Annotated in this window: 25 protein-coding genes; 18 read left to right on the forward strand and 7 right to left on the reverse strand. The window is 73.1% G+C overall.

What is annotated here, in order from left to right:
- The first annotated feature begins 32 nt into the window (after window positions 1-32).
- Genes ABZX30_RS08880 through ABZX30_RS08890 form a run of 3 tightly spaced genes read left to right on the forward strand, consistent with a single transcriptional unit; the run spans window position 33 to window position 3,557 of the window.
- Window positions 33-1,391 (forward strand): glutamine synthetase family protein, encoded by a 1,359-nt coding sequence (locus ABZX30_RS08880; protein WP_355930643.1) that lies wholly within the window; start codon window positions 33-35, stop codon window positions 1,389-1,391.
- 11 nt (window positions 1,392-1,402) lie between these two features.
- The gene (locus tag ABZX30_RS08885) at window positions 1,403-2,767 is read left to right on the forward strand and encodes an aldehyde dehydrogenase family protein (RefSeq protein ID WP_355930646.1); all 1,365 of its coding nucleotides are present in this window, start codon (window positions 1,403-1,405) and stop codon (window positions 2,765-2,767) included.
- A gap of 7 nt (window positions 2,768-2,774) precedes the next feature.
- Window positions 2,775-3,557, forward strand: a complete 783-nt coding sequence (locus tag ABZX30_RS08890) for a 3-oxoacyl-ACP reductase (RefSeq protein WP_355930647.1) — start codon at window positions 2,775-2,777, stop codon at window positions 3,555-3,557.
- A gap of 38 nt (window positions 3,558-3,595) precedes the next feature.
- Here ABZX30_RS08890 and ABZX30_RS08895 read toward each other — a convergent pair whose 3' ends face one another.
- Window positions 3,596-4,798, reverse strand: coding sequence for an amino acid deaminase/aldolase (locus ABZX30_RS08895; RefSeq protein WP_355930650.1), 1,203 nt, complete (start codon window positions 4,796-4,798; stop codon window positions 3,596-3,598).
- Between the two features lie 759 nt (window positions 4,799-5,557).
- Between ABZX30_RS08895 and ABZX30_RS08900 the strand changes: the two genes are divergently transcribed.
- Both ABZX30_RS08900 and mycP read left to right on the forward strand, forming a co-directional pair.
- A complete protein-coding gene (locus tag ABZX30_RS08900) occupies window positions 5,558-6,853 on the forward strand; it encodes a hypothetical protein (RefSeq protein WP_355930652.1) in 1,296 nt (431 codons plus the stop codon).
- A complete protein-coding gene (mycP, locus tag ABZX30_RS08905) occupies window positions 6,850-8,025 on the forward strand; it encodes a type VII secretion-associated serine protease mycosin (protein ID WP_355930654.1) in 1,176 nt (391 codons plus the stop codon). The genes ABZX30_RS08900 and mycP overlap by 4 nt, the downstream gene beginning before the upstream one ends.
- Before the next feature lie 14 nt (window positions 8,026-8,039).
- Here mycP and ABZX30_RS08910 read toward each other — a convergent pair whose 3' ends face one another.
- On the reverse strand, window positions 8,040-9,035 hold the full coding sequence (locus tag ABZX30_RS08910; protein ID WP_355930656.1) for a serine hydrolase: 996 nt from the start codon (window positions 9,033-9,035) through the stop codon (window positions 8,040-8,042).
- Window positions 9,036-9,184: 149 nt separating this feature from the next.
- Here ABZX30_RS08910 and ABZX30_RS08915 point away from each other — a divergent pair, with 149 nt between their 5' ends.
- Window positions 9,185-9,913, forward strand: coding sequence for an SseB family protein (locus ABZX30_RS08915; RefSeq protein ID WP_355930658.1), 729 nt, complete (start codon window positions 9,185-9,187; stop codon window positions 9,911-9,913).
- Window positions 9,914-9,917: 4 nt separating this feature from the next.
- Here ABZX30_RS08915 and ABZX30_RS08920 read toward each other — a convergent pair whose 3' ends face one another.
- Window positions 9,918-10,286 carry a DUF1844 domain-containing protein gene (locus tag ABZX30_RS08920; RefSeq protein ID WP_355930659.1) on the reverse strand — a complete coding sequence of 123 codons (369 nt, stop codon included), beginning with the start codon at window positions 10,284-10,286 and terminating at the stop codon, window positions 9,918-9,920.
- 369 nt (window positions 10,287-10,655) lie between these two features.
- Here ABZX30_RS08920 and infC point away from each other — a divergent pair, with 369 nt between their 5' ends.
- The 10 genes from infC to ABZX30_RS08970 all read left to right on the forward strand — a co-directional run bounded on the left by infC (window position 10,656) and on the right by ABZX30_RS08970 (window position 21,533).
- Complete coding sequence (gene infC / locus ABZX30_RS08925; RefSeq protein ID WP_355930788.1) at window positions 10,656-11,318, forward strand: translation initiation factor IF-3; 663 nt, start codon at window positions 10,656-10,658, stop codon at window positions 11,316-11,318.
- 112 nt (window positions 11,319-11,430) lie between these two features.
- Window positions 11,431-11,625, forward strand: coding sequence for a 50S ribosomal protein L35 (gene rpmI, locus ABZX30_RS08930; protein WP_004933563.1), 195 nt, complete (start codon window positions 11,431-11,433; stop codon window positions 11,623-11,625).
- Between the two features lie 98 nt (window positions 11,626-11,723).
- Window positions 11,724-12,107 carry a 50S ribosomal protein L20 gene (gene rplT / locus ABZX30_RS08935; RefSeq protein ID WP_003989074.1) on the forward strand — a complete coding sequence of 128 codons (384 nt, stop codon included), beginning with the start codon at window positions 11,724-11,726 and terminating at the stop codon, window positions 12,105-12,107.
- Window positions 12,108-12,227: 120 nt separating this feature from the next.
- Window positions 12,228-13,082: an RNA methyltransferase gene (locus tag ABZX30_RS08940; protein ID WP_355930663.1), complete on the forward strand. Its 855-nt coding sequence runs from the start codon at window positions 12,228-12,230 to the stop codon at window positions 13,080-13,082.
- Between the two features lie 50 nt (window positions 13,083-13,132).
- Window positions 13,133-14,302 (forward strand): ATP-binding protein, encoded by a 1,170-nt coding sequence (locus ABZX30_RS08945; RefSeq protein WP_355930665.1) that lies wholly within the window; start codon window positions 13,133-13,135, stop codon window positions 14,300-14,302.
- 175 nt (window positions 14,303-14,477) lie between these two features.
- On the forward strand, window positions 14,478-15,599 hold the full coding sequence (gene pheS, locus ABZX30_RS08950; RefSeq protein WP_355930668.1) for a phenylalanine--tRNA ligase subunit alpha: 1,122 nt from the start codon (window positions 14,478-14,480) through the stop codon (window positions 15,597-15,599).
- The gene (pheT, locus tag ABZX30_RS08955) at window positions 15,599-18,121 is read left to right on the forward strand and encodes a phenylalanine--tRNA ligase subunit beta (RefSeq protein WP_355930671.1); all 2,523 of its coding nucleotides are present in this window, start codon (window positions 15,599-15,601) and stop codon (window positions 18,119-18,121) included. The genes pheS and pheT overlap by 1 nt, the downstream gene beginning before the upstream one ends.
- Window positions 18,122-18,317: 196 nt before the next feature.
- Window positions 18,318-19,442, forward strand: a complete 1,125-nt coding sequence (locus ABZX30_RS08960; protein ID WP_355930674.1) for a PP2C family protein-serine/threonine phosphatase — start codon at window positions 18,318-18,320, stop codon at window positions 19,440-19,442.
- 123 nt (window positions 19,443-19,565) lie between these two features.
- Window positions 19,566-20,906 (forward strand): transcriptional regulator, encoded by a 1,341-nt coding sequence (locus ABZX30_RS08965; protein WP_355930677.1) that lies wholly within the window; start codon window positions 19,566-19,568, stop codon window positions 20,904-20,906.
- A 57-nt stretch (window positions 20,907-20,963) separates the two neighbouring features.
- Entirely contained in the window at window positions 20,964-21,533 is a 570-nt protein-coding gene (locus ABZX30_RS08970) for an NUDIX hydrolase (protein ID WP_355930680.1), read from the forward strand.
- Between the two features lie 52 nt (window positions 21,534-21,585).
- Here ABZX30_RS08970 and ABZX30_RS08975 read toward each other — a convergent pair whose 3' ends face one another.
- On the reverse strand, window positions 21,586-21,843 hold the full coding sequence (locus ABZX30_RS08975) for a hypothetical protein (RefSeq protein WP_355930682.1): 258 nt from the start codon (window positions 21,841-21,843) through the stop codon (window positions 21,586-21,588).
- 193 nt (window positions 21,844-22,036) lie between these two features.
- Complete coding sequence (locus ABZX30_RS08980; RefSeq protein ID WP_355930685.1) at window positions 22,037-22,909, reverse strand: 3-hydroxybutyryl-CoA dehydrogenase; 873 nt, start codon at window positions 22,907-22,909, stop codon at window positions 22,037-22,039.
- 176 nt (window positions 22,910-23,085) lie between these two features.
- Here ABZX30_RS08980 and ABZX30_RS08985 point away from each other — a divergent pair, with 176 nt between their 5' ends.
- Entirely contained in the window at window positions 23,086-24,309 is a 1,224-nt protein-coding gene (locus ABZX30_RS08985) for a family 10 glycosylhydrolase (RefSeq protein WP_355930688.1), read from the forward strand.
- A 4-nt stretch (window positions 24,310-24,313) separates the two neighbouring features.
- Here the strand turns inward: ABZX30_RS08985 and ABZX30_RS08990 are convergent, their stop codons facing one another.
- The gene (locus tag ABZX30_RS08990) at window positions 24,314-24,520 is read right to left on the reverse strand and encodes a DUF1918 domain-containing protein (protein ID WP_355930691.1); all 207 of its coding nucleotides are present in this window, start codon (window positions 24,518-24,520) and stop codon (window positions 24,314-24,316) included.
- Window positions 24,521-24,533: 13 nt separating this feature from the next.
- Entirely contained in the window at window positions 24,534-25,454 is a 921-nt protein-coding gene (locus tag ABZX30_RS08995; RefSeq protein WP_355930693.1) for a DMT family transporter, read from the reverse strand.
- Between ABZX30_RS08995 and ABZX30_RS09000 the strand changes: the two genes are divergently transcribed.
- Window positions 25,453-26,916, forward strand: coding sequence for a PLP-dependent aminotransferase family protein (locus ABZX30_RS09000; protein WP_355930696.1), 1,464 nt, complete (start codon window positions 25,453-25,455; stop codon window positions 26,914-26,916). The two genes, ABZX30_RS08995 and ABZX30_RS09000, sit on opposite strands and share 2 nt — an antisense overlap.
- The last annotated feature ends 27 nt before the right edge of the window (window positions 26,917-26,943 follow it).

Here is a 26,943-nt window from a genome sequence, read left to right on the forward strand (position 1 = left end):
GAAGCGCGCAGAAAGCCGAAGGAGGCTCTCCCGTGGCAGACCGCACACCCCCGCTCGGCGTCGAGGAACTGCACGCCCTCGTCGCAGGCGGTGAGATCGACACTGTCGTCCTGGCCTTCCCCGACATGCAAGGGCGGCTCCAGGGCAAGCGGTTCGCCGCCCGCTTCTTCCTCGACGAGGTCCTGCGGCACGGCACCGAGGGCTGCAACTACCTCCTCGCCGTCGACGCCGAGATGAACACCGTCGACGGCTACGCCATGTCCTCCTGGGACCGCGGGTACGGCGACTTCGCCATGCACCCCGACCCGTCCACCCTCCGCCGCGTCCCCTGGAACGAGGGCACGGCCCTGCTGATCGCCGACCTCGTCTGGAACGACGGCTCCCCGGTCGTGGCCGCGCCCCGCCAGATCCTGCGCCGCCAGCTGGAGCGGCTCGCCGAACTCGGCTACACCGCCCAGGTCGGCACCGAGCTGGAGTTCATCGTCTTCAAGGACACCTACGAACAGGCCTGGGACGCCGCCTACCGGGGCCTCACCCCGGCCAACCAGTACAACATCGACTACTCGGTCCTCGGCACCGGCCGCATCGAGCCCCTGCTCCGCCGCATCCGCAACGAGATGGCCGCGGCCGGCCTGACCGTCGAGTCCGCCAAGGGCGAGTGCAACCCCGGCCAGCACGAGATCGCCTTCCGCTACGACGAGGCCCTCGTCACCTGCGACCAGCACGCCGTCTACAAGACCGGCGCCAAGGAGATCGCCGCCCAGGAAGGCATGTCCCTCACCTTCATGGCCAAGTACAACGAGCGCGAGGGCAACTCCTGCCACATCCACCTCTCGCTCGCCGACGCCGACGGCACCAACGCCATGGCCGGTCCCGAGGGGATGTCCCAGGTCATGCGCCACTTCCTCGCCGGACAGCTCGCCGCGCTCCGCGACTTCTCGCTGCTCTACGCACCGAACATCAACTCCTACAAGCGCTTCCAGCCCGGGTCTTTCGCCCCCACCGCGGTCGCCTGGGGCCACGACAACCGCACCTGCGCCCTCAGGGTCGTCGGGCACGGCCGCTCCCTGCGCTTCGAGAACCGCCTGCCCGGCGGCGACGTCAACCCGCATTTGGCGGTGGCGGGACTGGTCGCGGCGGGACTGCACGGCATCGAGCAGAAGCTGGAACTGCCCGACCCCTGTTCGGGCAACGCCTACACCGCCGACTTCGCGCACGTGCCCACCACCCTGCGGGAGGCGGCCGAGCTCTGGGAGAACAGCGCGATCGCCCGGGCCGCCTTCGGCGACGAGGTCGTCGCGCACTACCGCAACATGGCGCGCGTCGAACTCGACGCCTTCGACGCCGCGGTCACCGACTGGGAGCTGCGCCGCTCCTTCGAACGCATGTGAAAGGTCACCACGTGTCCGACCAGCACGAGCTGAAGGTCCTCAACCCCGCCACCGAGGAGGTCGTCGCCACCGTCCCCGCCGCCACCGCGGAGGACGTGGACGCAGCCGTCGTACGCGCCGGGCGGGCCCAGGCGACGTGGGCGGCCCTCGCACCGGCCGACCGGGCCCGGCTGCTGCGCCGCTTCGCCGACGTGGTCGACGCCCACGTCGAGGAACTGGCCCGGCTGGAGGTCCGCGAGGCCGGCCACACCGTCGGCAACGCCCGCTGGGAGGCCGGCAACGCCCGCGACCTGCTGCTGTACGCGGCGGGCGGCGCCGAACGCCTGCTCGGCCGGCAGATCCCGGCCCCCGGCGGCTGGGACGTCACCTTCCACGACCCCCTCGGCGTCGTCGGCGTGATCGCCCCCTGGAACTTCCCCATGCCCATCGCCGCCTGGGGCTCCTTCCCGGCCCTCGCCGCGGGCAACGCCGTCGTCCTCAAGCCCGCCGAGACCACCCCGCTCACCGCCCTGCGCCTGGCCGAACTGGCCCTGGAGGCAGGCCTGCCCGAGCACCTCTTCCAGGTGCTCCCCGGATACGGCCGCACCGCGGGACGCGCCCTGGCCGACCACCCCGACATCGCCAAGATCGTGTTCACCGGGTCGACCCGCACCGGCCGTGAGGTCATGGAACGCTGTGCCCGGCTGGTCAAGCCGGTCACCCTGGAACTCGGCGGCAAGAGCCCGAACGTCGTCTTCGCCGACGCCGACCTCGAATCCGCCCTCGACCCCTTCTCCTTCCTGGACAACGCCGGCCAGGACTGCTGCGCCCGCACCCGCATCCTCGTCCAGGAACCGGTGTACGACGCGGCCCGCGACTTCCTCGCCGACGCGCTGGCCGCCGTGGTCGTGGGCGACCCGGCCGACGAGAAGACCCGGATGGGCCCGCTGATCTCCCGCTCGCAGCTCGACCGCGTACGGTCCTACGTCCCCGACACCGCCCCGGCGCTGCGCGGCAGCGCACCGGACGGACCAGGGTTCTGGTTCCCGCCGACCGTGCTCACCGGCGAACGGCCCGACTCCGCCGCGGCCCGCGAGGAGATCTTCGGCCCGGTCGCCGTCCTGCTGCCCTTCACCGACGAGGAGGACGCGATCCGCCTCGCCAACGACACCCCCTACGGCCTCTCCGGCTCCGTCTGGACCCGTGACGCCGGCCGCGCGCTGCGCGTCGCCCAGGCCGTCCGCGCCGGCAACCTGTCCGTCAACTCCCACTCCAGCGTCCGCTACTGGACCCCCTTCGGCGGGTTCAAGCAGTCCGGGCTCGGCCGCGAACTCGGCCCCGACGCCCTGACCGCCTTCACCGAGACCAAGAACGTCTTCATCAGCACGGAGGCCTGAGCCGCACATGACCGAGGAAAACATCTGCCGCCGCCTGGCCGGCCGCACCGCCGTCGTCACCGGAGCCGGCAGCGGCATCGGCCTCGCCACCGCGCGCCGGCTCGCCTCCGAGGGGGCGCGCGTCGTCTGCGGCGACGTGGACGAGACCCGTGGCAAGGCCGCCGCCGAGGAGGTCGGCGGGCTCTTCGTGAAGGTCGACGTCACCGACCCCGAGCAGGTCGAGGCCCTCTTCAAGGCCGCCCACGACACCTACGGCAGCGTCGACATCGCCTTCAACAACGCCGGCATCTCCCCGCCCGACGACGACTCCATCCTGGAGACCGGTCTGGAGGCCTGGAAGCGCGTCCAGGAGGTCAACCTCACCTCCGTCTACCTGTGCTGCAAGGCGGCCATCCCCTACATGCGCCGCCAGGGCAGGGGCTCCATCATCAACACCGCGTCCTTCGTCGCCCGCATGGGCGCGGCCACCTCGCAGATCTCCTACACCGCCTCCAAGGGCGGCGTCCTCGCCATGTCCCGCGAACTCGGGGTGCAGTTCGCCCGGGAGGGCATCCGCGTCAACGCCCTCTGCCCCGGCCCGGTCAACACGCCCCTCCTGCAGGAGCTGTTCGCCAAGGACCCCGAGCGGGCCGCCCGCCGCCTGGTGCACATCCCGGTCGGCCGGTTCGCCGAGGCCGAGGAGATCGCCGCCGCCGTCGCCTTCCTGGCCAGCGACGACTCCTCCTTCGTCAACGCCACCGACTTCCTGGTGGACGGCGGGATCTCCGGCGCGTACGTCACGCCGCTCTAGAGGCGTCCCCGGGCCGTCGCGGGTCACCGGGGCACGGGTCACAGGAACGTGTGGCCCTCGCCCCGGTACGTCGGCACCGTCGCCGTCACCGCGTCCCCCTCGACGAGGTGCAGCGCGTCGAACCGCTCGCACAGCTCACCGGCCTTCGCGTGCCGGAACCACACCTTGTCGCCGATCAGCAGGTCGTCGGCGGGCGGGCCGAGCAGCGGGGTCTGTACCTCGCCGGGCCCCTCCTGCGGGTCGTACCGCAGCCCCTCGGGCAGGTACGGCACCGGCAGCCGGTCGGGGCCGGGAGCACCGGAGGCGGGATAGCCGCCGCCGAGCACGGTGACGACGCCCACGCCCGGCCGCCGCACCACGGGCACGGCGAAGAGGGCGGCGGGACGGCCGGTGAACGACGTGTAGTTGTCGAACAGGCGCGGCACGTACAGCCCCGAACCGGCCCCGATCTCCGTGACGGCGGACTCGGCCGCGGTGTGCTGCACACTGCCCGTGCCGCCGCCGTTGACGAACTCGAGCCCGGGCGCCACCGCCCGGACCGCCCGCACCACCGCGGCCCGCCGCTCGGCCAGCTCCCGCCGGGCGGTCGCCTGCATCAGCCGGACGGCGCGGGAACGGAAGGGACGGCCGGCGACCGAGTCCCCGACCCCGGCGATGTGCCCCTCGTACGCCATGATCCCCACCAGCCGGAAACCCGGCCGCCGGCTCACCGCCCGCGCCAGCTCCGCCACTTGGGCGGGGGAGTGCAGCGGCGAACGGCGCGCCCCCACCCGCACCCGCCCGCCGAGCAGCTTCAGCGAGGTGTCCAACTCCAGGCAGACCCGCACCACTTCGCGGCCACCGTCCCGGGCGGCGTCGATCAGGTCCAGCTGGGCGAGGTCGTCGACCATCACCGTCACGGCGGCGGCGAGCTTCGGGTCGCCGGCCAGCTCCGCGTAACCGGCCCGGTCGGCGGACGGGTAGGCGAGCAGGACGTCGTCGAAGCCGGAGCGGGCGAGCCACAGGGACTCCGCCAGCGTGAACGACATGATGCCGGCGAACCCGTCCTTCGCCAGCACCCGCTCCAGCAGGGCACGGCAGCGTACGGACTTGCTGGCCACCCGGATCGGCTTGCCGCCGGCCCGTCGGACGAGGTCGTCCGCGTTGGCGTCGAAGGCGTCCAGGTCCACGATCGCGAGGGGGGCGTCGAGATGGGCGGTGGCCCTGTCGTAACGGGCCCGGTCGGAGGCGCGCGCAGTCATGCACGCAGCCTGCCAGACTGGATTACCGCAGGGTAGGGGGACGTTCCGGGCAGATGCCCCGGGCTCGCCGGACTGGTTCCCGTTCGACCGGGAGCAAGCCGTAGAGTGACGCGCACGTACGTGGGACCGCCCCGGCCGCCTGCCCTGCGCCGGGATGCCGGTCCCCACGTGCGGGTATGCGTACTGGCACGAGGGATCGGGGGGTGCATGAGCACGGAAGCGCGGCACGCCCCCATCCCGCCCCGGCCCTCCCACGATCCCACCCCGCCGGGCCCCGGCACCCCGGACGGCGGGTCGCGGCCGGAGGAGGCCGGGGACAGCGGTCCCGCCCCGGATCCCGGCGCGAACGCGCCGCGCCGGCGCCCGGCGACCGGCGCGGCGCCCGAGCGTGCCGACCGTCCCGGCCGCGTCGACCGTACCGGCCGGGCAGACGCCCCGCCGCCCGCGCCCAGGGCGGCCGGCGGCGCTCCGCCCGGTTCCCGTGGAACGGGCGGCGGCGATCGGTCCGGTTCCCGTCCGGCGGCCGACGGTGTCCCGTCCGGATCGCGTGCGCCGGCAGGCGGTGCTTCCTCCGGTTCGCGTGCGGTGGGCGGTGGCGCTGTTGCGGCGGGGCGTTCGGCGGCCGGTGACGGGCCCCCTTCGCGCACGGCGACCGGCAGCGCCGCGTCCGGCTCGCGGGAGGCCGGGGCCGGCCGTGCGCCTTCGGGCCCGCGTGCGGCGGGCGGCGGCACGGCCAGTGCTTCCGCGGCGTCGCGTGCGGTGACCGGAGACAGCCCCTCCGGTACGCGCACGGTGACCGGCGGGACGCCCGCCGGTGCGCGCCGGCCCAACTCCGGTGTGCCGGGGGCTCGGAGCACCAGCGGCCCGGACTCGCGGTCGGACTTCCCCTACGTCCGCCCCGCCTTCGCCGCACGGAATCCCAGCCCGACGGCCCCGCCGCCGCCCGCCTCGGCCCGCTTCCCCGACGCACCGCCGGCCGTCGGGCGTGAGCCGCGCGAGACCGGCGTCCCCGGAGCGGACCGGATCCGGCCCCGGCCCGCCCGCCCCCCGGCCGAAACCCCCGCGCAGGCGAACGCCCGGCTGCGCCGGCTCCTGTCGGCCACGAGGACCGACGCGGGCGGCGGTGACGCACCCCACGTGGCCGCCCCCGCCCGGAGCACCTACACCCCGCCGGTCACCGCGCCCGCCCCCGCCCCGGACCCCGCCCTGTCCTGGAGCGCGGCGGTGCCCCCCGTCGTGACGTTCGGGCAGGCCGAGGGGTACGACGAGCGCGGGCGGCCCCGGCCACTGGGCGTGCGGGTACGGCCCCGCGCCGCCGCTGCCGCCGCCTGCGTCGTCCTCGGACTCGGGCTCATCGGCGGTGCGGTGACCGGGAGTTGGCTCACCGGCGACGACGGTGGCACCGGAGCCGTGAACAGCTACGCCGCGGCCGCCGACCTGTGGCACAGCGTGCCGGTCGACCAGCTCTTCCCGCCCACCGTGGCGGGCACCGGCGCCGGCCCCGGCGGCGCCGACCGCACCTGGACACGGATAGCCGTCGCCCCGGACAGCGGCTGCGCGAACGCCTTCGACCCGCTGCTCAGGAAGGCACTGGCCCCCGTCGGCTGCCGCCGGCTGCTGCGCGCCACCTACACCGACGCCACCCAGAGCTACGTCACCACCGTGGGTCTGCTCTTCACCAAGGCCGACGCCGCCGCCATGAGCTCCCTGGCCCGCCGCTTCCAGAACGAGGGCCTCGGCGGCCGGACCGACCTGATGCCCCGCCCGTACGCCGCGAAAGACACCGCCGCCGCTGCCTTCGGCGACAAGCAGCGCGCCTCCTGGACCATCTCCGTCCTCACCGACGCCCCCGTGGTCGCCTACGCCGTCTCCGGCTGGGCCGACGGCCGCACCGTCGACGACCCGCAGCCCGCGGCCCAGGCCACCCGCTCCGGCGCCACCTCGGCCCCCGCCCAGGCGGGGCTCGGCAACGAGGCGCAGGGCCTGGCCGACCGCATCGAACGGCGGCTGCGCAAGACCGTCAGCCCGGCCACGGCCACGGAGAGCCCTTCATGAACCGTACGACCGGCGCGGCCCTGAGCCTCCTCCTCGCCGGCTCCGTCGCCCTCCTGCCGTCCACGGCGGCGTACGCCGACGGCATCCGCGCCCAGCAGTGGGCCCTGTCCGCCATGCACACCGAGGAGGCCTGGCGCACCACCAAGGGCAAGGGCATCACCGTCGCCGTCCTGGACACCGGCGTCGAGGACGACCACCCGGACCTGGTGGGCAACGTCCTGCCCGGCAAGGACATGATCGAGTTCGGCGCCCGGCGCGGTGACCGCACCTGGGCCCGGCACGGCACCGCGATGGCCGGCATCATCGCCGGCCACGGACACGGCCCCGGCAACGGCGACGGAATCCTGGGCATCGCCCCCGAGGCGAAGATCCTTCCCGTCCGGGTGATCCTGGAGGACGGCGACTCCGCCCGCGGCAAGGCCCGCGCCACCCGTGGCAACGCCCTCGCCGAGGGCATCCGCTGGGCCGCCGACCAGGGCGCCGACGTCATCAACCTCTCCCTCGGCGACGACTCCGCCTCCGCCCACCCCGAACCCGGCGAGGACGAGGCCGTCCAGTACGCCCTGAAGAAGGGCGCCGTGGTCGTCGCCTCGGCCGGCAACGGCGGTGAGAAGGGCGACCACATCTCCTACCCGGCCGCCTACCCGGGCGTCATCGCCGCGACCGCCGTCGACCGCTACGGCACCCGCGCCTCCTTCTCCACCCGCCGCTGGTACGCCACGGTCAGTGCCCCCGGCGTCGACGTCGTCATCGCCGACCCCGACCACAAGTACTACGAGGGATGGGGGACGAGCGCGGCCTCCGCCTTCGTCTCCGGCGCCGTCGCGCTGATCAAGGCCGCCCGTCCCGGCCTGGCCCCGGCCCAGATCAAGAAGCTCCTGGAGGACACCGCCCGGGACGCGCCGAGCGGCGGCCGCGACGACTCCCGCGGCTTCGGCATGGTCGACCCCGCCGCCGCCATCAAGGCCGCCGCCCGCCTCGAGCCGGAGGGCATACGGGCCGTGTCCCACGACGAGAAGTACTTCGGCTCCGGACCGGACACCGACGACGGCACCGGCGGTCCGTCGGGCTGGGCGGGGCCGCTGGCCGGCAGCGCCGGCGGAGTGCTCCTGGTCGCGGCGGTCGTGCTGTGGCGGCGCCGCCGCGAGGAGCGGGGGCAGGACGGCCTCTGAGGCCGTCCTGCCCCTCACCCCTGCCCGGACGCGGTGGCGGAGGCCGACGACGTCGCGGCGTCCCCGGTGAACGCCGACACGGCCGCCTTCGCCGCCGCCTCGACCAGCGAGACGCCGTCGGCCATGCTCGCGTTGCCGTCGGACAGCACGGCGACCAGGTAGTCGTCGCCGCCGACCGTGACCCGCCCGATGCTGTTGACGTCCCACAGGCCGGTGGTGCTGCGGGCCAGCCAGCCGTTCTTCAGCGCCCACGCGGAGCCGTCGGCCGCCGCCGAGACACCCCAGTCCTGGTCCCGCTCGATGGTCTTCATCAGCCCCTGGACGTACGCCTGCGAGGCCTCGCTCAGCTTCGAGTCGTCCCCGAACACCTGCTGGAGCAGCACGAGCTGGTCCGCCGCCGTGGTCCGGGTCAGCCCCCACAGCTCACCGTCGCCGCCCGTGGTGTGCGTGAGCCCGAACCGCTCGTTGGCCGCGTCGAGCCCGTCCGCCGTCCCGATGGCGTGCCACAGGGCCGTCGCAGAGACGTTGTCGCTGTTCTCGATCATCTTCACGGCGTATGCCTTCTCCGTCGCCGTGAGATGCCGGCCCGCGTCCTGCGCCTGCAGCAGCAGCGTCGCCAGGATGTCGACCTTGACGATGCTCGCCGTGTCGAAGAGGGCGTCGCCGTACGCCGCGCTCTCGCCGGAGCCGAGGTCCAGCACGGCCGCCGACACCTTCGCGGCCGACGGCACGCCGACCGCCCGTACGGCCTTCGTCAGCAGCGTCTTGCGGTCGGCCGACGGCCGCGCCACGGATTCCACCGATGCCTCCCCGGTCGCCGTCGGGGCCGGGGAGGAGGCCGACGGTGACGCCGCCGAGGATACGGGTCCGGGGTGCGCCCGCGCCTTCACGTACACGGACCCGGCGGCCGTGGCGCCGGCTATGGCGACGGCGGCGAGTGCGGTGCGCAGGAGCGGGCGGCGCCGGGACGGGCGAGCGCGGCGGCGACGGCGGGCTCTGGAAGACTCCATGCCCGCGATGCTCGGGGCGGTGACTGTGCGCCCCGTTGGACCGGACTGAGATCTGCCTCAGGGAAAACCGGGATTCCTGTGAAAGCCCTGTCACCGGGGTCACAGGGGCCGCGCAGGCCCGGCGGCTTCCCCCTATAGGGTCGGTGACCGTGGCGAACAAGAACATTCCCGACCCCGGCTTCTCCGACGACGACGGCTCCGCCGACCCCCGGCTGAGCGCCGCGCTGGCCGCGTGGGCCGGGGACCGCACCGCCGTCGGACCCGTCCTGGAGGCGCTCAAGGGCGCCAGGCTGCTGGTTCCGGTGGTGGCCGTACTGGGTGAGGCCGAGGAGGACGAGAAGGGGCTGCGCCGCGAGAAGACCAGTGACATGGCCGTGCCCACCCTGAAGGCCGGTTCCCGCACCGCCCTGCCCGCCTTCACCTCCACCGACTCGCTGGCCCGCTGGGATCCCGGGGCACGGCCCGTCGCCGTACCCCTGCACCAGGCCCTTCAGGCGGCCGCGCACGAGAAGGCGGACACGGTGGTCCTGGACATGGCCGGTCCGGTGCCCTTCGAGCTGACCGGATCCGCACTGCTCGCCCTCGCCGAGGGGCGTACGACGGCCGACCCGCTCGCCGACCCGGCCGTACGGGAAGCGATCCGGGCCGCGGTGGCCGCCGAGTCCGCCGTGCTGCGCGCGCACCTCGGGCCCGGCGCGGCCGACGGCACGCTCGCCCTCGTGCTCGACGGCTCCGCCGCACCCGCCGAGGCCGCCCGGTCCGTCGCGCAGCGGCTCGCCTCCGACGAGACACTGAGGGCCCGCCTGGTGCGTGGCCTCGACCTGGCACTGCTGCCGTCCGGGGCGACGCCACCGGGCGAGCCCCTGTACGTCCGGTGACCGGCTAGCCGTAGACCGGGCCCGTGTACTTCTCGCCCGGTCCCTGGCCGGGCTCGTCCGGGACGATCGACGCCTCGCGGAACGCCAGCTGCAGCGACTTCAGGCCGTCGCGCAGCGGGGCCGCGTGGAAGGAGCTGATCTCGGTGGTGCTCGCGTCCAGCAGACCGGCGAGGGCGGTCACCAGTTTGCGGGCCTCGTCGAGGTCCTTGTACTTGTCGCCCTCCTCGGTCAGGCCCAGCTTCACGGCGGCGGCGCTCATCAGGTTGACGGCGACCGTCACGATCACCTCGACCGCGGGGACCTCGGCTATGTCGCGGGTCATCTCGTCGAAGTCGGGCTGCTCGGCGGGGCCGGAGGGGGAGGTCTCACTCATGCCCACACGATAAGCGGTCGCGTGCGGCGCCCTCCCGATTAGCCCTTCCCCACCGTTGCTGCTAACCTTGTGTAACGACCGGCTGGACATCACCATGTCCGGCCCACAAGTGGAGGCTCCGATCTCCCACCCGATCGTCCCCCGGGACGGCGGGTCACCCCGGTCAGGCGGCCACCATCGTTCCGTACGGACGATGGAGTCGCCCGAAAGTGCGCCCCGCGTTCACCGCGACGGTGCTCCGGTAGTCATTGGAGCCCCGCCTGTGATCGTCCGGGGCATTTTTTGTGCTTCGGTGCGGTTAGGTCTTATGCATACAGACGTTACGCGGCTGTCCGCCAGACCGTCGCGTGGTGCTACCGAGGAGGATCCATCAGCGCCGAGCCCCGCATCAACGACCGGATTCGCGTTCCCGAGGTGCGACTTGTCGGTCCCAGTGGCGAGCAGGTGGGCATCGTCCCGCTGGCCAAGGCACTGGAGCTTGCGCAGGAGTACGACCTGGACCTGGTCGAGGTCGCGGCGAACGCCCGTCCGCCCGTGTGCAAGCTCATGGACTACGGGAAGTTCAAGTACGAGTCGGCCATGAAGGCCCGTGAGGCGCGCAAGAACCAGGCGCACACGGTCATCAAGGAGATGAAGCTCCGGCCGAAGATCGACCCGCACGACTATGACACCAAGAAGGGTCACGTCGTCCGGTTCCTCAAGCAGGGCGACAAGGTCAAGATCACGATCATGTTCCGTGGCCGTGAGCAGTCCCGCCCCGAGCTGGGCTACCGACTGCTGCAACGTCTCGCGGAGGACGTCCAGGACCTCGGGTTCGTCGAGTCGAACCCGAAGCAGGACGGCCGCAACATGATCATGGTCCTCGGTCCGCACAAGAAGAAGACCGAGGCGATGGCCGAGGCCAGGCAGGCGCAGGAAGCCCGCAAGGCGGAAGCGAAGGCCAACCCCGGTAAGTCGCAGAACCCCGCCGAGGCCGAGGCCGAGGTCGAGGCCGAGGCCGAGGCGCCGTCCGAGGAACCTGCCGAGGCGTGATCCCGGGGGACACGTGTCCCCGAGGACGTAACCGATACAAGTCCGACGCTCCACCGTGCCCGGTTTTCGCGACCGGGCACCGGAGCGCCACCGACGAGGAGAGAACGGCGCTATGCCGAAGAACAAGTCGCACAGCGGTGCCAGCAAGCGCTTCAAGGTCACCGGCTCCGGCAAGGTGCTCCGTGAGCGCGCCGGCAAGCGCCACCTGCTCGAGCACAAGTCGTCCCGCGTGACGCGTCGCCTCACCGGCAACGCCGAGATGGCCCCGGGCGACGCCGCGAAGATCAAGAAGCTTCTCGGCAAGTGACGCGGCGGCGCCGACCGGGCGCCGTACGTCTGGACCGGGACCCAATCGTTTCCGGGTCGTGTGAGTACGCCCACGACCCCGCTACAAGGAGTTAACAAGTGGCACGCGTCAAGCGGGCAGTCAACGCCCACAAGAAGCGCCGGGCGATCCTCGAGCAGGCCTCCGGCTACCGCGGTCAGCGTTCGCGCCTGTACCGCAAGGCCAAGGAGCAGGTCACCCACTCGCTGGTCTACAACTACAACGACCGCAAGAAGCGCAAGGGTGACTTCCGTCAGCTGTGGATCCAGCGCATCAACGCCGCTGCCCGCGCCAACGGCATGACCTACAACCGCTTCATCCAGGGTCTGAAGGCCGCGAACGTCGAGGTCGACCGCAAGATCCTGGCCGAGCTGGCCGTCAACGACGCGGGTGCGTTCGCCGCGCTCGTCGAGGTCGCGCAGAAGGCGCTGCCGTCGGACGTCAACGCGCCGAAGGCCGCGTGACGCCGCGCCGGCCCTAGCCGACGACGTTCACCGCAGGACCCGCAGGCCGTACGGCTTGCGGGTCCTGTCGTTGGTTCCCCGGCCGTCGAAGACAGGACTCATCTGAAGGTGAAGGACAGGATGCCCGCCCCCGAGCTGATCTCCCCCCGTTCTGCCCGTGTGTCCGCCGCCCGGCGGCTTGCCAAGCGGAACTTCCGGGGGAAGGACCGGCTGTTCCTCGCGGAGGGGCCGCAGGCCGTGCGGGAGGCGGCCGGGCACCGGGCCGACGGCCGGGCGACACTCGTCGAACTGTTCGCCACGGTCGACGCCGCGGAGCGCTACGCCGACATCATCGGCGAGGCCCGGAGCGCCGGCGCCCGCGTCCACCTCGCCTCCGAAGAGGTCATCGCCGACATCTCCACCACCGTCACCCCGCAGGGGCTCGTCGGTGTCTGCCGGTTCCTCGACACCCCGTTCGAGGACATCCTCGCCGCCCGCCCCGGGCTGGTCGCCGTCCTCGCGCACGTCCGCGACCCGGGCAACGCCGGGACCGTCCTGCGCTGCGCCGACGCCGCCGGCGCCGAGGCCGTCGTACTCACCGACGCCTCCGTGGACCTGTACAACCCGAAGGCGGTCCGCGCCTCCGTCGGCTCCCTGTTCCATCTGCCCGTGGCCGTCGGCGTGCCCGTCGAGCAGGCCGTGGCCGGGCTGAAGGCCGCCGGCGTCCGCATCCTCGCCGCCGACGGCGCAGGCGACCGCGACCTCGACGACGAGCTCGACAAGGGCACCATGGGCGACCCCACCGCATGGGTGTTCGGAAACGAGGCCTGGGGGCTCCCGGAGGAGACCCGCGCGCTCGCGGACGCCGTCGTACGCGTCCCGATCCACGGAAAGGCCGAAAGTCTGAACCTCGCCACGGCCGCCGCCGTATGTCTCTACGCGTCAGCCCGTGCGCAGCGCGCCTCCGGAGGGTGCCGCTCCGTCACCCACAGCTAGTAGGGTGACCAGCTCGGGGCCCTGCGCCGTCTGAGAGGTGGGGTACGGGGATGAGTGTCGTCGGCACCGGCACGGCGCCGGAGGGGCGGGACGTGCGACGCGCACCCGCACCCCGGCAGGCCGACCTCACCGGGCTGTGCGTCGACCCGGACGACCTGCCCGACGGTCTCGTCGTCGCCGACGAGGACGGCCGGGTCATCTGCTTCAACGCCGCCGCCGAACGCATCACCGCGGTCCGCGCCGCCGACGCCCTCGGCCGGAGCCTGGAGAAGGCCCTGCCTCTGGAGGACCTCGAGGGGCGGCGCTGGTGGCAGCTCACCGACCCCTACGGCGGTCTCGCCATCCGGGTCCGGCAGCCCGAGCGCAACCTCCTGCTCCCCGGCGTCCGCGAAGTCCTCGTCTCCGCCCGCTACGTCCGCGGCGAACCCACCGGACCGGTCCGCCGCGTCGTCGTCACCCTCCGCGACACCGAGGCCCGCCGCCGCACCGAACGCAGCCACGCCGAGCTGATCGCCACCGTCGCCCACGAGCTGCGCTCCCCGCTCACCTCCGTCAAGGGCTTCACCGCCACCCTGCTCGCCAAGTGGGAGAGGTTCACCGACGACCAGAAGCGGCTGATGCTGGAGACCGTCGACGCGGACGCCGACCGCGTCACCCGGCTCATCGCCGAGCTGCTCGACATCTCACGCATCGACTCCGGGCGCCTGGAGGTCCGCCGCCAGCCCGTCGACATAGGCGCCGCCGTCGGACGGCACATCCAGGCCTACGTCGCCGCCGGACAGCCCGCGGACCGCTTCCTGCTGCGCGTCGAGCAGCCGCTGCCCGCCCTGTGGGCCGACCCCGACAAGGTCGACCAGGTGCTCAGCAACCTCCTCGAAAATGCCGTGCGGCACGGCGAGGGGACCGTCACCATCGACATCACGCCCTCGGCGTCCCCGCGCGAGGACGAGGAGGGCGAGCACGCAGCCACGTCGGTCACGGTGAGCGACGAGGGGCCCGGCATCCCGGAGGAGTCCATGAACCGCGTCTTCACCCGCTTCTGGCGGGGCAGCAAGCGCGGCGGCACGGGCCTCGGGCTCTACATCGTCAAGGGCATCGTCGAGGCCCACGGCGGCACCATCACGGTCGGCCGCGCCCCCGGCGGGGGCGCGGAGTTCCGATTTACGTTGCCCGTGGGGGCTCCTGCCTTTGAATTCGAGCTGCCACGTAGTGTCGGGTAGGGCGGTGGTGGGCGACGGGCGGGCCTGAGCCGCCCGCGGGCACATTCGCGTTCCCCGGCCCCGTTAGACTCGGCCATTGGCACCTTTGTGTCCACAACCAGAGACGGACCGTCCAGGTCCGGGTCCGGGTCGAAGACGGGGCACACCAGCCAGCCAACCGGAAGCACGGGAAGAGATGTCGGCACCGAATAAGTCGTACGACCCTGTAGAGGTCGAGGCGTTGAAACCGGAAGAGATCGAGCGCATGCGGGACGAGGCGCTCGCCGCCTTCGCCGCCGCGGACTCCCTCGACGCGCTCCACGAGGCCAAGGTCGCCCACACCGGCCCCGCCTCCCCGCTGGCCCTCGCCAACCGCGAGATCGGCGCCCTGCCCCCGCACGCCAAGGCCGACGCCGGCAAGCGCGTCGGCATGGCCCGCGGCGCCGTCAACAAGGCGCTCGCCGTCCGCCAGGCCGAGCTGGAGGCCGAGCGCGACGCCCGCGTACTGGTGGAGGAGGACGTCGACGTCACCCTGCCGTACGACCGTGTCCCCTCCGGCGCCCGCCACCCGCTGACCACCCTGTCGGAGCGGATCGAGGACATCTTCGTGGCCATGGGCTACGAGGTGGCCGAGGGCCCGCAGGTCGAGGCCGAGTGGTTCAACTTCGACGCCCTCAACATCGGCCCGGACCACCCGGCCCGCGGCGAGGCCGACACCTTCTTCGTCCGCGGCGAGGACGGCGGCACCGAGTCCGGCGTCGTGCTGCGCACCCACACCTCGCCCGTGCAGATCCGCTCCCTGCTGCAGCGCGAACTGCCGGTCTACGTGATCTGCCCCGGCCGCGTCTACCGCACCGACGAGCTGGACGCCACGCACACGCCCGTCTTCCACCAGGTCGAGCTGCTCGCCGTGGACGAGGGCCTGACCATGGCCGACCTCAAGGGCACCCTGGACCACATGGTCCAGTCGCTGTTCGGTGAGGGCATGAAGACCCGGCTGCGGCCGAACTTCTTCCCGTTCACCGAGCCGAGCGCCGAGATGGACATGCTCTGCTACGTCTGCAAGGGCGAGTCCGTCGGCAACCCCGACCGGCCCTGCCGCACCTGCTCCAGCGAGGGCTGGATCGAGCTGGGCGGCTGCGGCATGGTCAACCCGCGGGTGCTCACCGCCTGCGGCGTCGACCCGGCGAGGTACAGCGGCTTCGCCTTCGGGTTCGGCATCGAGCGGATGCTGATGTTCCGCCACAACGTCGAGGACATGCGAGACATGGTCGAGGGTGACGTCCGGTTCACCCGGCCGTTCGGGATGGAGATCTGATGCGGGTCCCGCTTTCTTGGCTGCGGGAGTACGTCGACCTGCCGGCCACCGAGACCGGACGTGACGTCCAGGCCAAGCTCATTTCGGCCGGCCTGGAGGTGGAGACCGTCGAGCAGCTCGGCGCCGACCTCAAGGGCCCGCTGGTCGTCGGCCAGGTGCTGACCATCGAGGAGCTGGAGGGCTTCAAGAAGCCGATCCGCTTCTGCACCGTCGACGTCGGACAGGCCAACGGCACCGGCGAGCCCCAGGAGATCGTCTGCGGCGCCCGCAACTTCGCCGTCGGCGACAAGGTCGTCGTGGTCCTGCCGGGCGCCACGCTGCCCGGCGGCTTCTCCATCGCCGCCCGCAAGACGTACGGCAAGACCTCCCACGGCATGATCTGCTCCAGCGACGAGCTGGGCATGGGCGACGACGGCACCCACGGCATCATCGTGCTGCCGCCGGAGACCGAGGTCGGCAAGGACGCCATCGAGCTGCTGGAGCTGGTCGACGAGGTCCTCGACATCGCCGTCACCGCCAACCGCGGCGACTGCCTGTCCATCCGCGGTGTCGCCCGTGAGACCGCCATCGCCTACGGCCTGCCGCTGCGCGACCCGGCGCTCATCGACGTACCCGGCCCGAACGCCTTCGGCTACCCGGTCCAGGTCTCCGACCCGCACGGCTGCGACCGCTTCACCGCCCGCACCGTCACCGGCCTGAGCCCCGAGGCGCGCTCCCCGATCTGGCTGCAGCGCCGGCTGCAGAAGGTCGGCATGCGCCCGATCTCGCTCGCCGTCGACGTCACCAACTACGTGATGATGGAGCTGGGCCAGCCCCTGCACGCCTACGACCGGCAGCTGGTCCAGGGCGCGATCGGGGTGCGCCGGGCCGAGGAGGGCGAGAAGCTCGTCACCCTCGACGGCGTCGAGCGTGAGCTGCACGCCGAGGACCTGGTCATCACCGACGAACGCGGCCCGATCGGCCTGGCCGGCGTCATGGGCGGCGCCAACACGGAGATCGCGGACCACGGGGCCACCGAGAACGGCACGAACGCCACCACCGACGTGGTGATCGAGGCGGCCCACTTCAACGCCGTCTCGATCGCCCGTACGGCCCGCCGCCACAAGCTGCTGTCGGAGGCGTCCCGGCGCTTCGAGCGCGGCGTCGACCCGCAGGCCGCGGCAGCCGCCGCCCAGCGCACCGTGGACCTGCTGGTCCTGCTCGCGGGCGGCACGGCCGAGGCGGGCGTCACCGAGGTCATCGCGCCGTCCGCGCCGCACACCATCAGCGTCCCGGCCGACCACCCGGACAAGGTCGCGGGCGTCGGCTACGGCCGCGAGACGGTCGTACGCCGTCTCCAGGAGGTCGGCTGCGACGTCTACGGGCAGGACGAGCTGATCGTCACCGTCCCGTCCTGGCGGCCCGACCTCGCCGAGCCCAACGACCTCGCCGAAGAGGTCATCCGCCTGGAGGGCTACGAGAACCTGCCGTCCACGCTGCCCAAGCCGCCCTCGGGCCGCGGCCTGACGCACCGCCAGCGGCTGCACCGCCGGGTCGGCCGGGCGCTGGCCGGCATCGGCTACGTCGAGGCGCCGAACTACCCCTTCGTCGCCGAGCAGGTCTTCGACCAGCTCGGACTTCACGCCGACGACCCGGCCCGCCGCGTCGTCAGGCTGGCCAACCCGCTCAGCGACGAGGAGCCGGCGCTGCGCACGACGCTGCTGCCGGGCTTGCTGGGTGCCCTGCGGCGCAACGACGGCCGGGGCTCGCACGATCTGGCGCTGTTCGAGACGGGCCTGGTCTTCCACCCGCGGGCGCAGCGGCGCCCCGCCACGCACCTGCCCGTCGACCGGCGCCCCACCGACGAGGAGATCGCGGAGCTCGACGCCGCGCTGCCCGAGCAGCCGCGGCACGTGGCCGTCGTCCTCGCCGGGGCCCGCGAGCAGGCCGGCTGGTGGGGCAGGGGGCGGCCCGCCGACTGGGCCGACGCCGTCGAGGCCGCCCGTGCCGTCGCCCGCGAGGCCGGTGTCGAGCTGATCGTCCGCAAGGGCCAATACGGCCCGTGGCACCCGGGGCGCTGCGCCGAGCTCGCGGTCGTGCTGGACGGCACCGAGCGCATCGTGGGCCACGCGGGCGAGCTGCACCCGCGCGTGCTGAAGGCGCTCGGCCTGCCCGAGCGCAGCTCCGCCATGGAACTCGACCTGGACGCCCTGGAGGCGGTCGGCGACGCCACCCCGCAGGCGCCGCGCATCTCGGCCTTCCCGGTCGCGACGCAGGACGTCGCCCTGGTGGTCGACCAGCCGGTCCCGCACGCCGATGTCGAGGCCGCGCTGCGCGAGGGCGCCGGTGAACTCCTGGAGTCGATCCGCCTGTTCGACGTCTACGAGAACGCCGAGCAACTGGGCGAGGGCAAGAAGTCCCTGGCGTACGCGCTGCGGTTCCGTGCGGGTGACCGGACGCTGACCGTGGACGAGGCCTCCGCCGCCCGGGACGCGGCGGTCGCCCTCGCCGGCGAGCGCACGGGAGCGGCGCTGCGGAGCTAGCGGTGCCGAGGCGCTCCGTGGGCCACCGCGGGGCGCCTCACCTGCATAAATGCAGGAGTCTGGTGCTTGCTCACTCATTAGGGTGAGAACTTATGGCGATCCGGCCCTCGCGGGCCGTGCCGTGGACAGAATCGGACCGGCCTCTCGGGGCCGGTCCGATCTGCTCTGTCAGGGCCCGCAATGGGGGGTCATCGGCATGATCCGCATCAAGGCACGCGCACCCACCCGGCAGGGGTGCGTACGCCGGCCCGACCGCCGGCCGTTGCGCCGCGCGCTGGTGCTGCCCACGCTCTGGGGCGCCATGGCGATGGGCTACAAACTGGCCTGCCCGGCGGCCGAGCAGGACGGGATGGGCGCCCGGATCGCCACCAGCGCCGTGTTCTTCGCGATCGGCACCGGCCTGATCGTCCACGTCCGCCGGACGTTCCTGCGCGAGCTCAGGCAGGCCCGCCGGGTCGCGGGCGCCGCGCAGAGCGTGCTGCTGCGGCCGCCGCCGCCCCGCGTGGACGGCCTGAGCGTCGCCGCCGCGCAGCTCTCCGCCGACCGCGGGGCGGCCATAGGCGGCGACCTCTACGCGGCGGTCGCCACCGAACACGGCGTACGCGTGGTCATGGGGGATGTGCGCGGCCACGGTCTGTCCGCCATCGGTACCGTCGCCGCCGTCCTCGGCAGCTTCCGCGAGGCCGCCCACGACGAGCCCGCCCTCGACCAGGTCCTGCGGCGCCTGGACCGCGCCCTGGGCCGCCATCTCGGCGAGCGGGCCCGCACCGAACACCCCTCGAGCGGTCTGGAACCGGACACTCCCGTCGCCGAGGAGTTCGTCACCGTGCTGCTCCTGGAGATCGCCCGCGACGGTGAGGTGCACGCGCTCAACTGCGGGCACCCCTGGCCGTACCTGATCAGCGGTGACCGGATCGAGCCCCTCACCCGGGCGGACCCCCTCCCGCCGCTCGGCCCCTTCCCGCTCCCGTCCGACCTGCCCGCCCTGCCCTGCGGCCGTCTGCGGCCCGGCGAGACCCTGGTCCTCTACACCGACGGCGCGGAGGACGCCCGTGACGCACGGGGCCGCTTCTTCTCCCTGCCGACGGTGCTGGCGCAGGCCGCGGGCGGTCACCGCGTGACCCCGCAGACCGTTCTGCACCAGGTCTTCACCGCCCTGCTCCGCCACACGAACGGCACCCCGGCGGACGATGTCGCCGTGCTCGTGGTGCACAACGACCGCCGGCCCCGTGCCCGGGCCGCGAGGGCCGACGCCGACGACCGGGCCGCCGCTTTACGAGGGGGAGCCGACGGCCCGGCCGGCCTCTTGCGAGGCAGTTGAGTCAACCGGCCGGACACGGTGTGCGACACCGCGCACACAGCACGGATTCGCGCACTCCGTTCACACCCCGTGTGAAGGCGAACCCACTACGCTGACGCTCACCGAGCCACCCGGGGGGCCTTGATGCAGCCCAACACTCTGCTCGACGCGATCCTCGACGAGGCCGGCATCTCGCACGCCGGTCTCGCCGCCCACGTCAACCAGGCGGGCCGCGCGCGCGGCCTCGCGCTGCGGTACGAACACACCGCCGTCGCACGGTGGTTGAAGGGGCAGCGCCCTCGGGGACAGGTACCCGACCTGATCTGCGAGGTGCTCGCCGTACGGCTGCGACGGCCCGTCACCCTCGACGACATCGGCCTCGGCGTACCCGGTGAACCGAGCCTCCCGCACGGCGCCTCGCTCTCCGGGTTCGTCGAACGCGCCACCGCCCTGTGGCGCTGCGACGAACAGCAGCGCCCGCACGTCCTCGGCGCCCCCGCGGTCACCGGCACGCCCGCCGTGATGCCGGTGTGGGAGTGGGAGAACCCGCCGGAGGACGTGGACGTCTCCCGCGGCGGCCGGCACCGGGTCACTTCGGCCGACATCGAGATGCTGCGCGCGGCCCGTGCCCACTACGAGCAGATGTACCGCAAGGCCGGCGGCATAGCGACCCGCACCCGCATCGTCGGCTTCCTGAACTCCGAGGCGGCCCCGTTGCTGCGGGGCAGCTACACCGACGCCACCGGCCGCCAACTGCACCGGGCCACCGGCGGGTTGGTGGCGATCGCCGGCATCTGCGCGTACGACTCCGACGCGCACGGTCTCGCCCAGCGCTACTTCCACCAGGCGCTCAGACTGGCGAAGGCCAGCGGGGACCGGGGACTCGGCGCGTACGTCATCGCCCTGCTGGTCAACCAGGCGCTGTTCATGCGGGAGTACCGGCAGGCCGTCGCCTTCGCCGAGGCCGCGCTGCGTGCCGCCGGCCGGCACATCACCCCCGCCCTCGCCTCCGACCTGTACGCGATGCAGGCGAAGGCGTACGCCCACCTCGGCGACGGCACGAGCGCCCTGTCCTGCATCCGGCGGGCGGAGACGGCCGCCGAACGCATCCGGCGCGGGTACGAGCCCGACGAGACCGGCTATGTCCAGCCGGGCCTGGTCAACGTGCAGGTGGCCGAGGCGCTGCTCAGCCTCGGCGAACTCGCCGCCGCCCGGGAGCACGCGGCGGCGGCCGTGGACAACCCGGCCCACGACCGGGGGCGGGTGCACCGGCTCGCCATGCTCAGCACCATCGAACTCCGCCAGGGCAACGCGGACAAGGCGGTGGCCACGGCCGTGCAGATGGCCGAGCAGGCCCGGGGCATGGAGTCCCAGCGGCTGCGGGACAGACTCCGCGCGGTACGCGAGCACCTCGTGCGCAGCGGCTGCGCGGGCACTGGCGAGGCCGCCGAACTCATCGACGGGGCACTGCGCGTACCGCTGTAGGTCCGGGACACACGCTGCTGCGATATTGCCACTTACTCGGCGGAAGGTGGCAGAACCGTGCAGTGGACGAAACAGAACGAACAAACTGTGTACGCAAACCGCTGGTTCAGCGTCAATCTCGCAGATGTCGAGCTGCCGGACGGCCGGCACCTCGACCACTTCCTCATTCGGCTGCGGCCCGTGGCCGTGGCCACGGTGGTCAACGAGGCCAACGAGGTGCTCCTGCTGTGGCGCCACCGTTTCATCACGGACAGCTGGGGGTGGGAACTGGCCGCGGGGGTGGTCGAGGACGGCGAGGACATCGCGTGCGCGGCCGCCAGGGAACTTGAGGAGGAGACGGGCTGGCGGCCGGGGCCCCTGCACCACCTGATGAGCGTGGAGCCGTCCAACGGCCTCACGGACGCCCGGCACCACATCTACTGGGCCGACGAGGGCGAGTACGTCGGACACCCCGTGGACGACTTCGAGTCGGACCGGCGGGAATGGGTCCCCCTCAAGCTCGTCCCCGACATGGTCGCCCGTGGGGAGGTCCCGGCCGCCACCATGGCGGCCGCGTTACTGCTGCTGCACCACCTCAGGCTCGCCGATGACCCGGGCCCGTCCGGCGGGCCGGGCGCAGCGGGGTGACGGTGCCCCACCGGCACGGGCGAGCGGAAGCCGGCGCGTCCGGGTGCAGCCCCTAGTGGGCCAGTGCCTGCCAGATCGCCACGACCAGCGCTCCCAGCGCCGTGAGTGCCGCGACCGAGGGAAGTGGCCAGCGTGCGTGTTCCAGCGAGATCATGCGGGTGTTCAGCTCGTCCAGTTCCTTGGCGGTCTCCTCGGTGCGGTGGCTGAGCAGGGCCAGCCCGCCCTCCACGCGGGCGTAGGCCACGTCCAGGCGGCGACGTAACTCTGCGAGTTCTCCATGGACCACGGGATGCTCCGGATCGGCGGTCACGGATCCACTCCTTTCGTAGTCGAACGTGGTGTTTCCGCATCCCTTGCATGCGCATGATGAGTGAACTCGCCTGGTGGGCGCATGGGGAGCGTGTGCGACAGGCATATGCGTGCCCGGCGCGCACACGGGGAGTGAAATGGATGGGCCCGGCACCGAACGCGGTGCCGGGCCCACGGAGCATCGCTCCCCGTAATCAGCCGTACGTGTAGAACCCGGACCCCGTCTTGCGGCCCAGCCGGCCCGCCTCGACCATGCGCTGGAGCAGCGGGGGAGCGGCGTACAGCGGCTCCTTGTACTCGGTGTACATGGAATGGGCGATGGAGACGATGGTGTCCAGGCCGATCAGGTCGGACAGCTTCAGCGGGCCCATCGGGTGGGCGCAGCCCATCTCCATGCCGTTGTCGATGTCCTCGCGGCTGGCGATGCCCGACTCGAACATGCGGATCGCGGACAGCAGGTAGGGCACCAGCAGAGCGTTGACGACGAACCCGGAGCGGTCCTGGGCGCGGATGGCGTGCTTGCCGAGCACCTTCTCGGCGAAGAGCTGGGCCCGGCCGAGCGTCTCCTCGGAGGTGGTGAGCGCGGGGATCACCTCGACGAGCCGCTGCACGGGGGCCGGGTTGAAGAAGTGGATGCCGATGACGTGGTCGGGGCGCGAGGTGGCGACCGCGAGCTTCACCAGGGGGATGGACGAGGTGTTGGAGGCGAGGATCGCGTCCGGCCGGGTCACCACCTGGTCGAGCACCTGGAAGATCTCGGTCTTCACCTGCTCGTTCTCCACGACGGCCTCGATCACCAGGTCGCGGTCGGCGAACTCGCCGAGGTCGGTGGTGAAGCTCAGCCGCGCCTGCGTGGCGTCCAGCTCCGCCTCGCTGATCTTGCCGCGTCCGGCGGCCTTGGCCAGGGAGTTGAACAGCCGGGTGCGGCCGATCTCCAGGGCCTCGCCGGTCGTCTCGGCGACCTTCACGTCCAGTCCGGCGCGGGCGCACACCTCGGCGATGCCCGCTCCCATCTGGCCGCAGCCCACCACTCCGACCCGCGCGATGTCTCCGGCGATGTCCGTCACGTCGTCCCCTTCGCTGCTCAACGGCTCGGGCAGGTGCTCCGGGTTCCGCTCCTGCTCCGATCGTGCACGTTACTCCCAAGTATCGATGATCGATCGCCCGGGTAGGGGCATCCTTGGGCCCGAGACGATCCGTGACGGAGCGGATCCGCACTGTATGGGGGTACCCCATGGGGTCCATGAGACAGGTGTCACGGCGCGCGTTCGCGCTCGCGGCGCTGTCCACGCTGACCATGGCGCAGGGCGCCTCGGCCGCACCGGGCCGCCGTCGCGCCGTCACCGAGATGCGGGGGGTGTGGCTGGCGACGGTCGGCAACCGCGACTGGCCCTCGCGCCCCGGACTGACGGCGGGGGAGCAGCGCACGGAACTGATCGCCCACCTCGACCGGGCCGTGCGGGACCGCCTCAACACCGTCGTCCTCCAGGTGCGGCCCACCGCGGACGCCCTGTGGCCCTCGCCCTACGAGCCCTGGTCGCAGTACCTGACCGGCACGCAGGGCGAGGCACCCGGCTGGGACCCGCTGGGCACCGCCGTCGCCGAGGCGCACGCGCGGGGGCTCCAGCTGCACGCCTGGTTCAACCCGTACCGGATCGCCAACCACACCGACCCGGGCAGGCTCGCCGCCTCGCACCCCGCCCGCCGGCACCCCGACTGGGCCGTGCCGTACGGCGGCAGGCTCTACTACAACCCGGGCCTGCCCCAGGTGCGGGCCTTCGTCGAGGACGCGATGCTCGACGCGGTCGCGAGGTACCCGGTCGACGCCGTCCACTTCGACGACTACTTCTATCCGTATCCGGTCGCCGGGCAGACCTTCGACGACGACGCCGCCTGGGACGCGTACGGCGGGGGCTTCGACAGCCGTGCCGCCTGGCGCCGCGACAACATCGACCGGCTGGTGCGGGAGACCGCGGCCCGGATCAGGAGGGTGCGGCCCGGTACCCGGTTCGGGATCAGCCCGTTCGGGGTGTGGCGCAACGCCACGACGGACGAGCGGGGCTCGGACACCCGGGCGGGCGTGCAGACGTACGACGACCTGTACGCGGACACGCGCAAGTGGGTCCGGGAGCACTGGATCGACTACGTCGTGCCGCAGCTGTACTGGCACATCGGCTTCGACGCCGCCGACTACGCCAAGCTCGTCGCCTGGTGGGCCGACGTGGCCGAGGACACCGGGACACACCTCTACCTGGGCGAGGCGCTGTACAAGGCGGGGGCCGCCGGGCAGCCCCCGGCCTGGCAGGACCCGGTCGAGCTGTCCCGGCACCTGACCCTCGCCGCCGGGTACGCGCAGGTGCGCGGTCACGTCTTCTTCGCCGCGCAGGACGTCGCGAAGGACCCGGTCGGGGCGATGGCGCGGGTGGTCGCCGACCACTACGGGCAGCCGGCGGAGCCACCGCGCTGAATCCCTACCGCTGTGCCTGGTGTTCCTGTTCCCGGTGCCGGACCTGGCAGTCCGGGCCGGGCGACATGACTGCCTCGTGGCCGTCCGGGAAGCGGACGCGGTACGGCGGGGTGCCCTGCGCCCCCATCACCTCGACGACCTCCGAGACCTGATCGTGCTGGCCGACCACCCTGCCGTGCTGGACGAGCTGGTCGCCCACGGATGCGCGCATCTGCAGGTCCTCCTCACGATCGCGACCGTTGAGTGACGGCGATGCACACGAGCACGGCGGCGGCCGTCAGCGGAGCGGCCGCCGTGAGGTGCTCGCCCAGCAGCAGCACCGACCACACCAGTGTGAGCAGCGGCTGCGCCAACTGCAACTGGCTGGCCCGCGGGATCCCGACGGCCGCCATGCCCCGGTACCAGACGACCAGCCCGAGGAACTGCGAGCCCGCCGCCACCCACAGCAGCCCGGCCACGCCGTGCCCGGTCAGGTGCACGGGTTCGGCCGAGAGCGCCAGCACGGCGGCCGGGACGGTGAGCGGAACGCACAGCACCAGCGCCCAGCCGATCACCTGCCAGCCCGGCATCACCCGGGCCAGCCGGCCGCCCTCGGTGTAGCCGGCCGCGCACACCACCAGCGCGGCGGCCAGACAGCCGTCGGCGGCCGTCAGCGCGCCGCCGCTCTGCCGCACGGTGAAGGCGAGGACCGCTGCGGCGCCCGCGAGGGCCGCCGCCCAGAAGGTACGGGAGGGGCGGGTGCCCATGCGCAGGGCGGAGAACAGCGCGGTGGTCAGCGGGAGCAGGCCGACGACCACGGCGGCGTGCGCGGTGGTGGAGGTCCGCAGGGCGAGGGTGGTGAGCAGGGGGAAGCCGAGCACCACCCCGGCGGCGACGACGGCGAGCCCCGGCCAGTGCCGGCGGGCGGGTGGCGGTACCCGCAGGGCCAGCAGGCAGCAGCCCGCGAGGGCCGCCGCGAGAACGCTGCGCACGGCCACCAGCGTCCAGGGCCCGAACCCCTCCAGGCCCCAGGCGGTGGCCGGGAAGGTCAGGGAGAAGGCGACCACCCCGAGGCCGGCCTGGAAGGTGCCACCGAGGCCGGGACGCTGCCGACGCGTGGTGACCGCTATCGGGGGTGCGGTAGTAGCGCTACTCTGTACTCTCATGCAAGAGCGTAGCAGCGTCGCTGAACTGGTGCACCAACTGCGACGAGAGGTCGACCGCTACTCACCGGGAGGAAAGCTCCCGTCGAGTCGGGCCCTGGTCGAGCGGTTCCGGGTGAGCCCGGTGACCGTCTCGCGGGCACTGGCGCAGCTGGTCGCCGAGGGCCTGGTCGTGACCCGGCCCGGCGCCGGAGCCTTCCGCGCGCCCTCGCGCGGTGCGCCCCCGGCCACCGGGGACACCTCCTGGCAGGAGGTCGCGCTCAGCGCCGACAGCGCCACGGAACTCGTCCCGCGCACCGTCGACGCGTCGGGGGTCACGGTCTCCCTGGCCGCCCCGCCGCCGGGCGTGCTGGAGTTCAGCGGCGGCTATCTGCACCCGTCGCTCCAGCCTGAGCGGGCGATGGCCGCGGCCCTGGCCCGCGCCGGGCGGCGCCCGGGCGCCTGGGGACGGCCGCCGCTGGAAGGGCTGCCGGAACTGCGGGAGTGGTTCGCGCGGGGCATCGGCGGGGCCGTCTCCGCCGCCGAGGTGCTGATCGCGGCGGGCGGCCAGGCCGCGCTGGCCACCGCGCTGCGGGCGCTCGCCCCGCCCGGCGCGCCGGTGCTCGTCGAGTCGCCCACCTACCCGGGCATGCTGGCCATCGCCCGCGCCGCCGGACTGCGCCCGGTGCCGGTGCCGGTGGACCCCGACGGGGTGCGGCCGGAGCTGCTCGCCGACGCGTTCCGGGCGAGCGGCGCCCGGGTGTTCGTCTGCCAGCCCCTGTTCCAGAACCCCACCGGAGCCGTGCTCGCCCCCGGACGGCGCGCCGAGGTGCTCCGCATCGCCCGGGAGGCGGGCGCCTTCGTGGTCGAGGACGACTTCGTACGGCGCCTGGTGCACGCCGACGCCGGCCCGCTGCCGCGCCCGCTGGCCGCCGACGACCCCGACGGCGTCGTCGTGCACGTCGGCTCGCTGACCAAGGCGACCTCGCCCAGCTTCCGGGTCAGCGCCCTGGCCGCCCGGGGGCCGGTGCTGGAGCGGCTGCGCGCGATCCAGGTCGTCGACTCCTTCTTCGTGCCCCGCCCCTTGCAGGAGGCGGCCCTGGAACTCGTCGGCTCGCCCGCCTGGCCCCGCCATCTGCGCACCGTCGCGACCGAGTTGCGGGCCCGCAGGGACGCGATGACCACCGCCCTCCGGCGCGACCTGCCCGAGCTCGCCCTGCCGCACATCCCCTCCGGCGGCTACCACCTCTGGCTCCGCCTCCCCGACGGCACCGGCGGCACCACCCGGGCCTTCGGCTCCGCGGGAGAGGCCGCCCTCACGTCCGCCGCCCTCCGGGCAGGCGTGGCGATCACTCCCGGCCGCCCGTACTTCAGCGCCGAACCCCCGGCCGCCCACCTGCGGCTCAGCTTCGCCGCGGTCGCCGGGACGGGAGAGATCGCGGAGGGGGTGCGGCGGCTGCGGACGGCGTGCGACGAGGTGCTGTAGAGCCGGGCCGTACTCCGGGTGCGGCGC

The sequence above is a fragment of the Streptomyces sp. NPDC004542 genome (assembly GCF_040610035.1).
GTDB lineage: Bacteria > Actinomycetota > Actinomycetes > Streptomycetales > Streptomycetaceae > Streptomyces.

Bases quoted from the DNA above. Each gene is read 5' to 3' on its own strand.
- ABZX30_RS08890 (WP_355930647.1), top strand. From the start codon at position 2,775: ATGACCGAGGAAAACATCTGCCGCCGCCTGGCCGGCCGCACCGCCGTC.
- ABZX30_RS08895 (WP_355930650.1), bottom strand. From the start codon at position 4,798: ATGACTGCGCGCGCCTCCGACCGGGCCCGTTACGACAGGGCCACCGCC.
- mycP (WP_355930654.1), top strand. From the start codon at position 6,850: ATGAACCGTACGACCGGCGCGGCCCTGAGCCTCCTCCTCGCCGGCTCC.
- ABZX30_RS08910 (WP_355930656.1), bottom strand. From the start codon at position 9,035: ATGGAGTCTTCCAGAGCCCGCCGTCGCCGCCGCGCTCGCCCGTCCCGG.
- ABZX30_RS08920 (WP_355930659.1), bottom strand. From the start codon at position 10,286: ATGAGTGAGACCTCCCCCTCCGGCCCCGCCGAGCAGCCCGACTTCGAC.
- rpmI (WP_004933563.1), top strand. From the start codon at position 11,431: ATGCCGAAGAACAAGTCGCACAGCGGTGCCAGCAAGCGCTTCAAGGTC.
- ABZX30_RS08940 (WP_355930663.1), top strand. From the start codon at position 12,228: ATGCCCGCCCCCGAGCTGATCTCCCCCCGTTCTGCCCGTGTGTCCGCC.
- ABZX30_RS08945 (WP_355930665.1), top strand. From the start codon at position 13,133: ATGAGTGTCGTCGGCACCGGCACGGCGCCGGAGGGGCGGGACGTGCGA.
- pheS (WP_355930668.1), top strand. From the start codon at position 14,478: ATGTCGGCACCGAATAAGTCGTACGACCCTGTAGAGGTCGAGGCGTTG.
- pheT (WP_355930671.1), top strand. From the start codon at position 15,599: ATGCGGGTCCCGCTTTCTTGGCTGCGGGAGTACGTCGACCTGCCGGCC.
- ABZX30_RS08960 (WP_355930674.1), top strand. From the start codon at position 18,318: ATGATCCGCATCAAGGCACGCGCACCCACCCGGCAGGGGTGCGTACGC.
- ABZX30_RS08965 (WP_355930677.1), top strand. From the start codon at position 19,566: ATGCAGCCCAACACTCTGCTCGACGCGATCCTCGACGAGGCCGGCATC.
- ABZX30_RS08985 (WP_355930688.1), top strand. From the start codon at position 23,086: ATGAGACAGGTGTCACGGCGCGCGTTCGCGCTCGCGGCGCTGTCCACG.
- ABZX30_RS08990 (WP_355930691.1), bottom strand. From the start codon at position 24,520: ATGCGCGCATCCGTGGGCGACCAGCTCGTCCAGCACGGCAGGGTGGTC.
- ABZX30_RS09000 (WP_355930696.1), top strand. From the start codon at position 25,453: ATGCAAGAGCGTAGCAGCGTCGCTGAACTGGTGCACCAACTGCGACGA.
- ABZX30_RS08995 (WP_355930693.1), bottom strand. From the start codon at position 25,454: ATGAGAGTACAGAGTAGCGCTACTACCGCACCCCCGATAGCGGTCACC.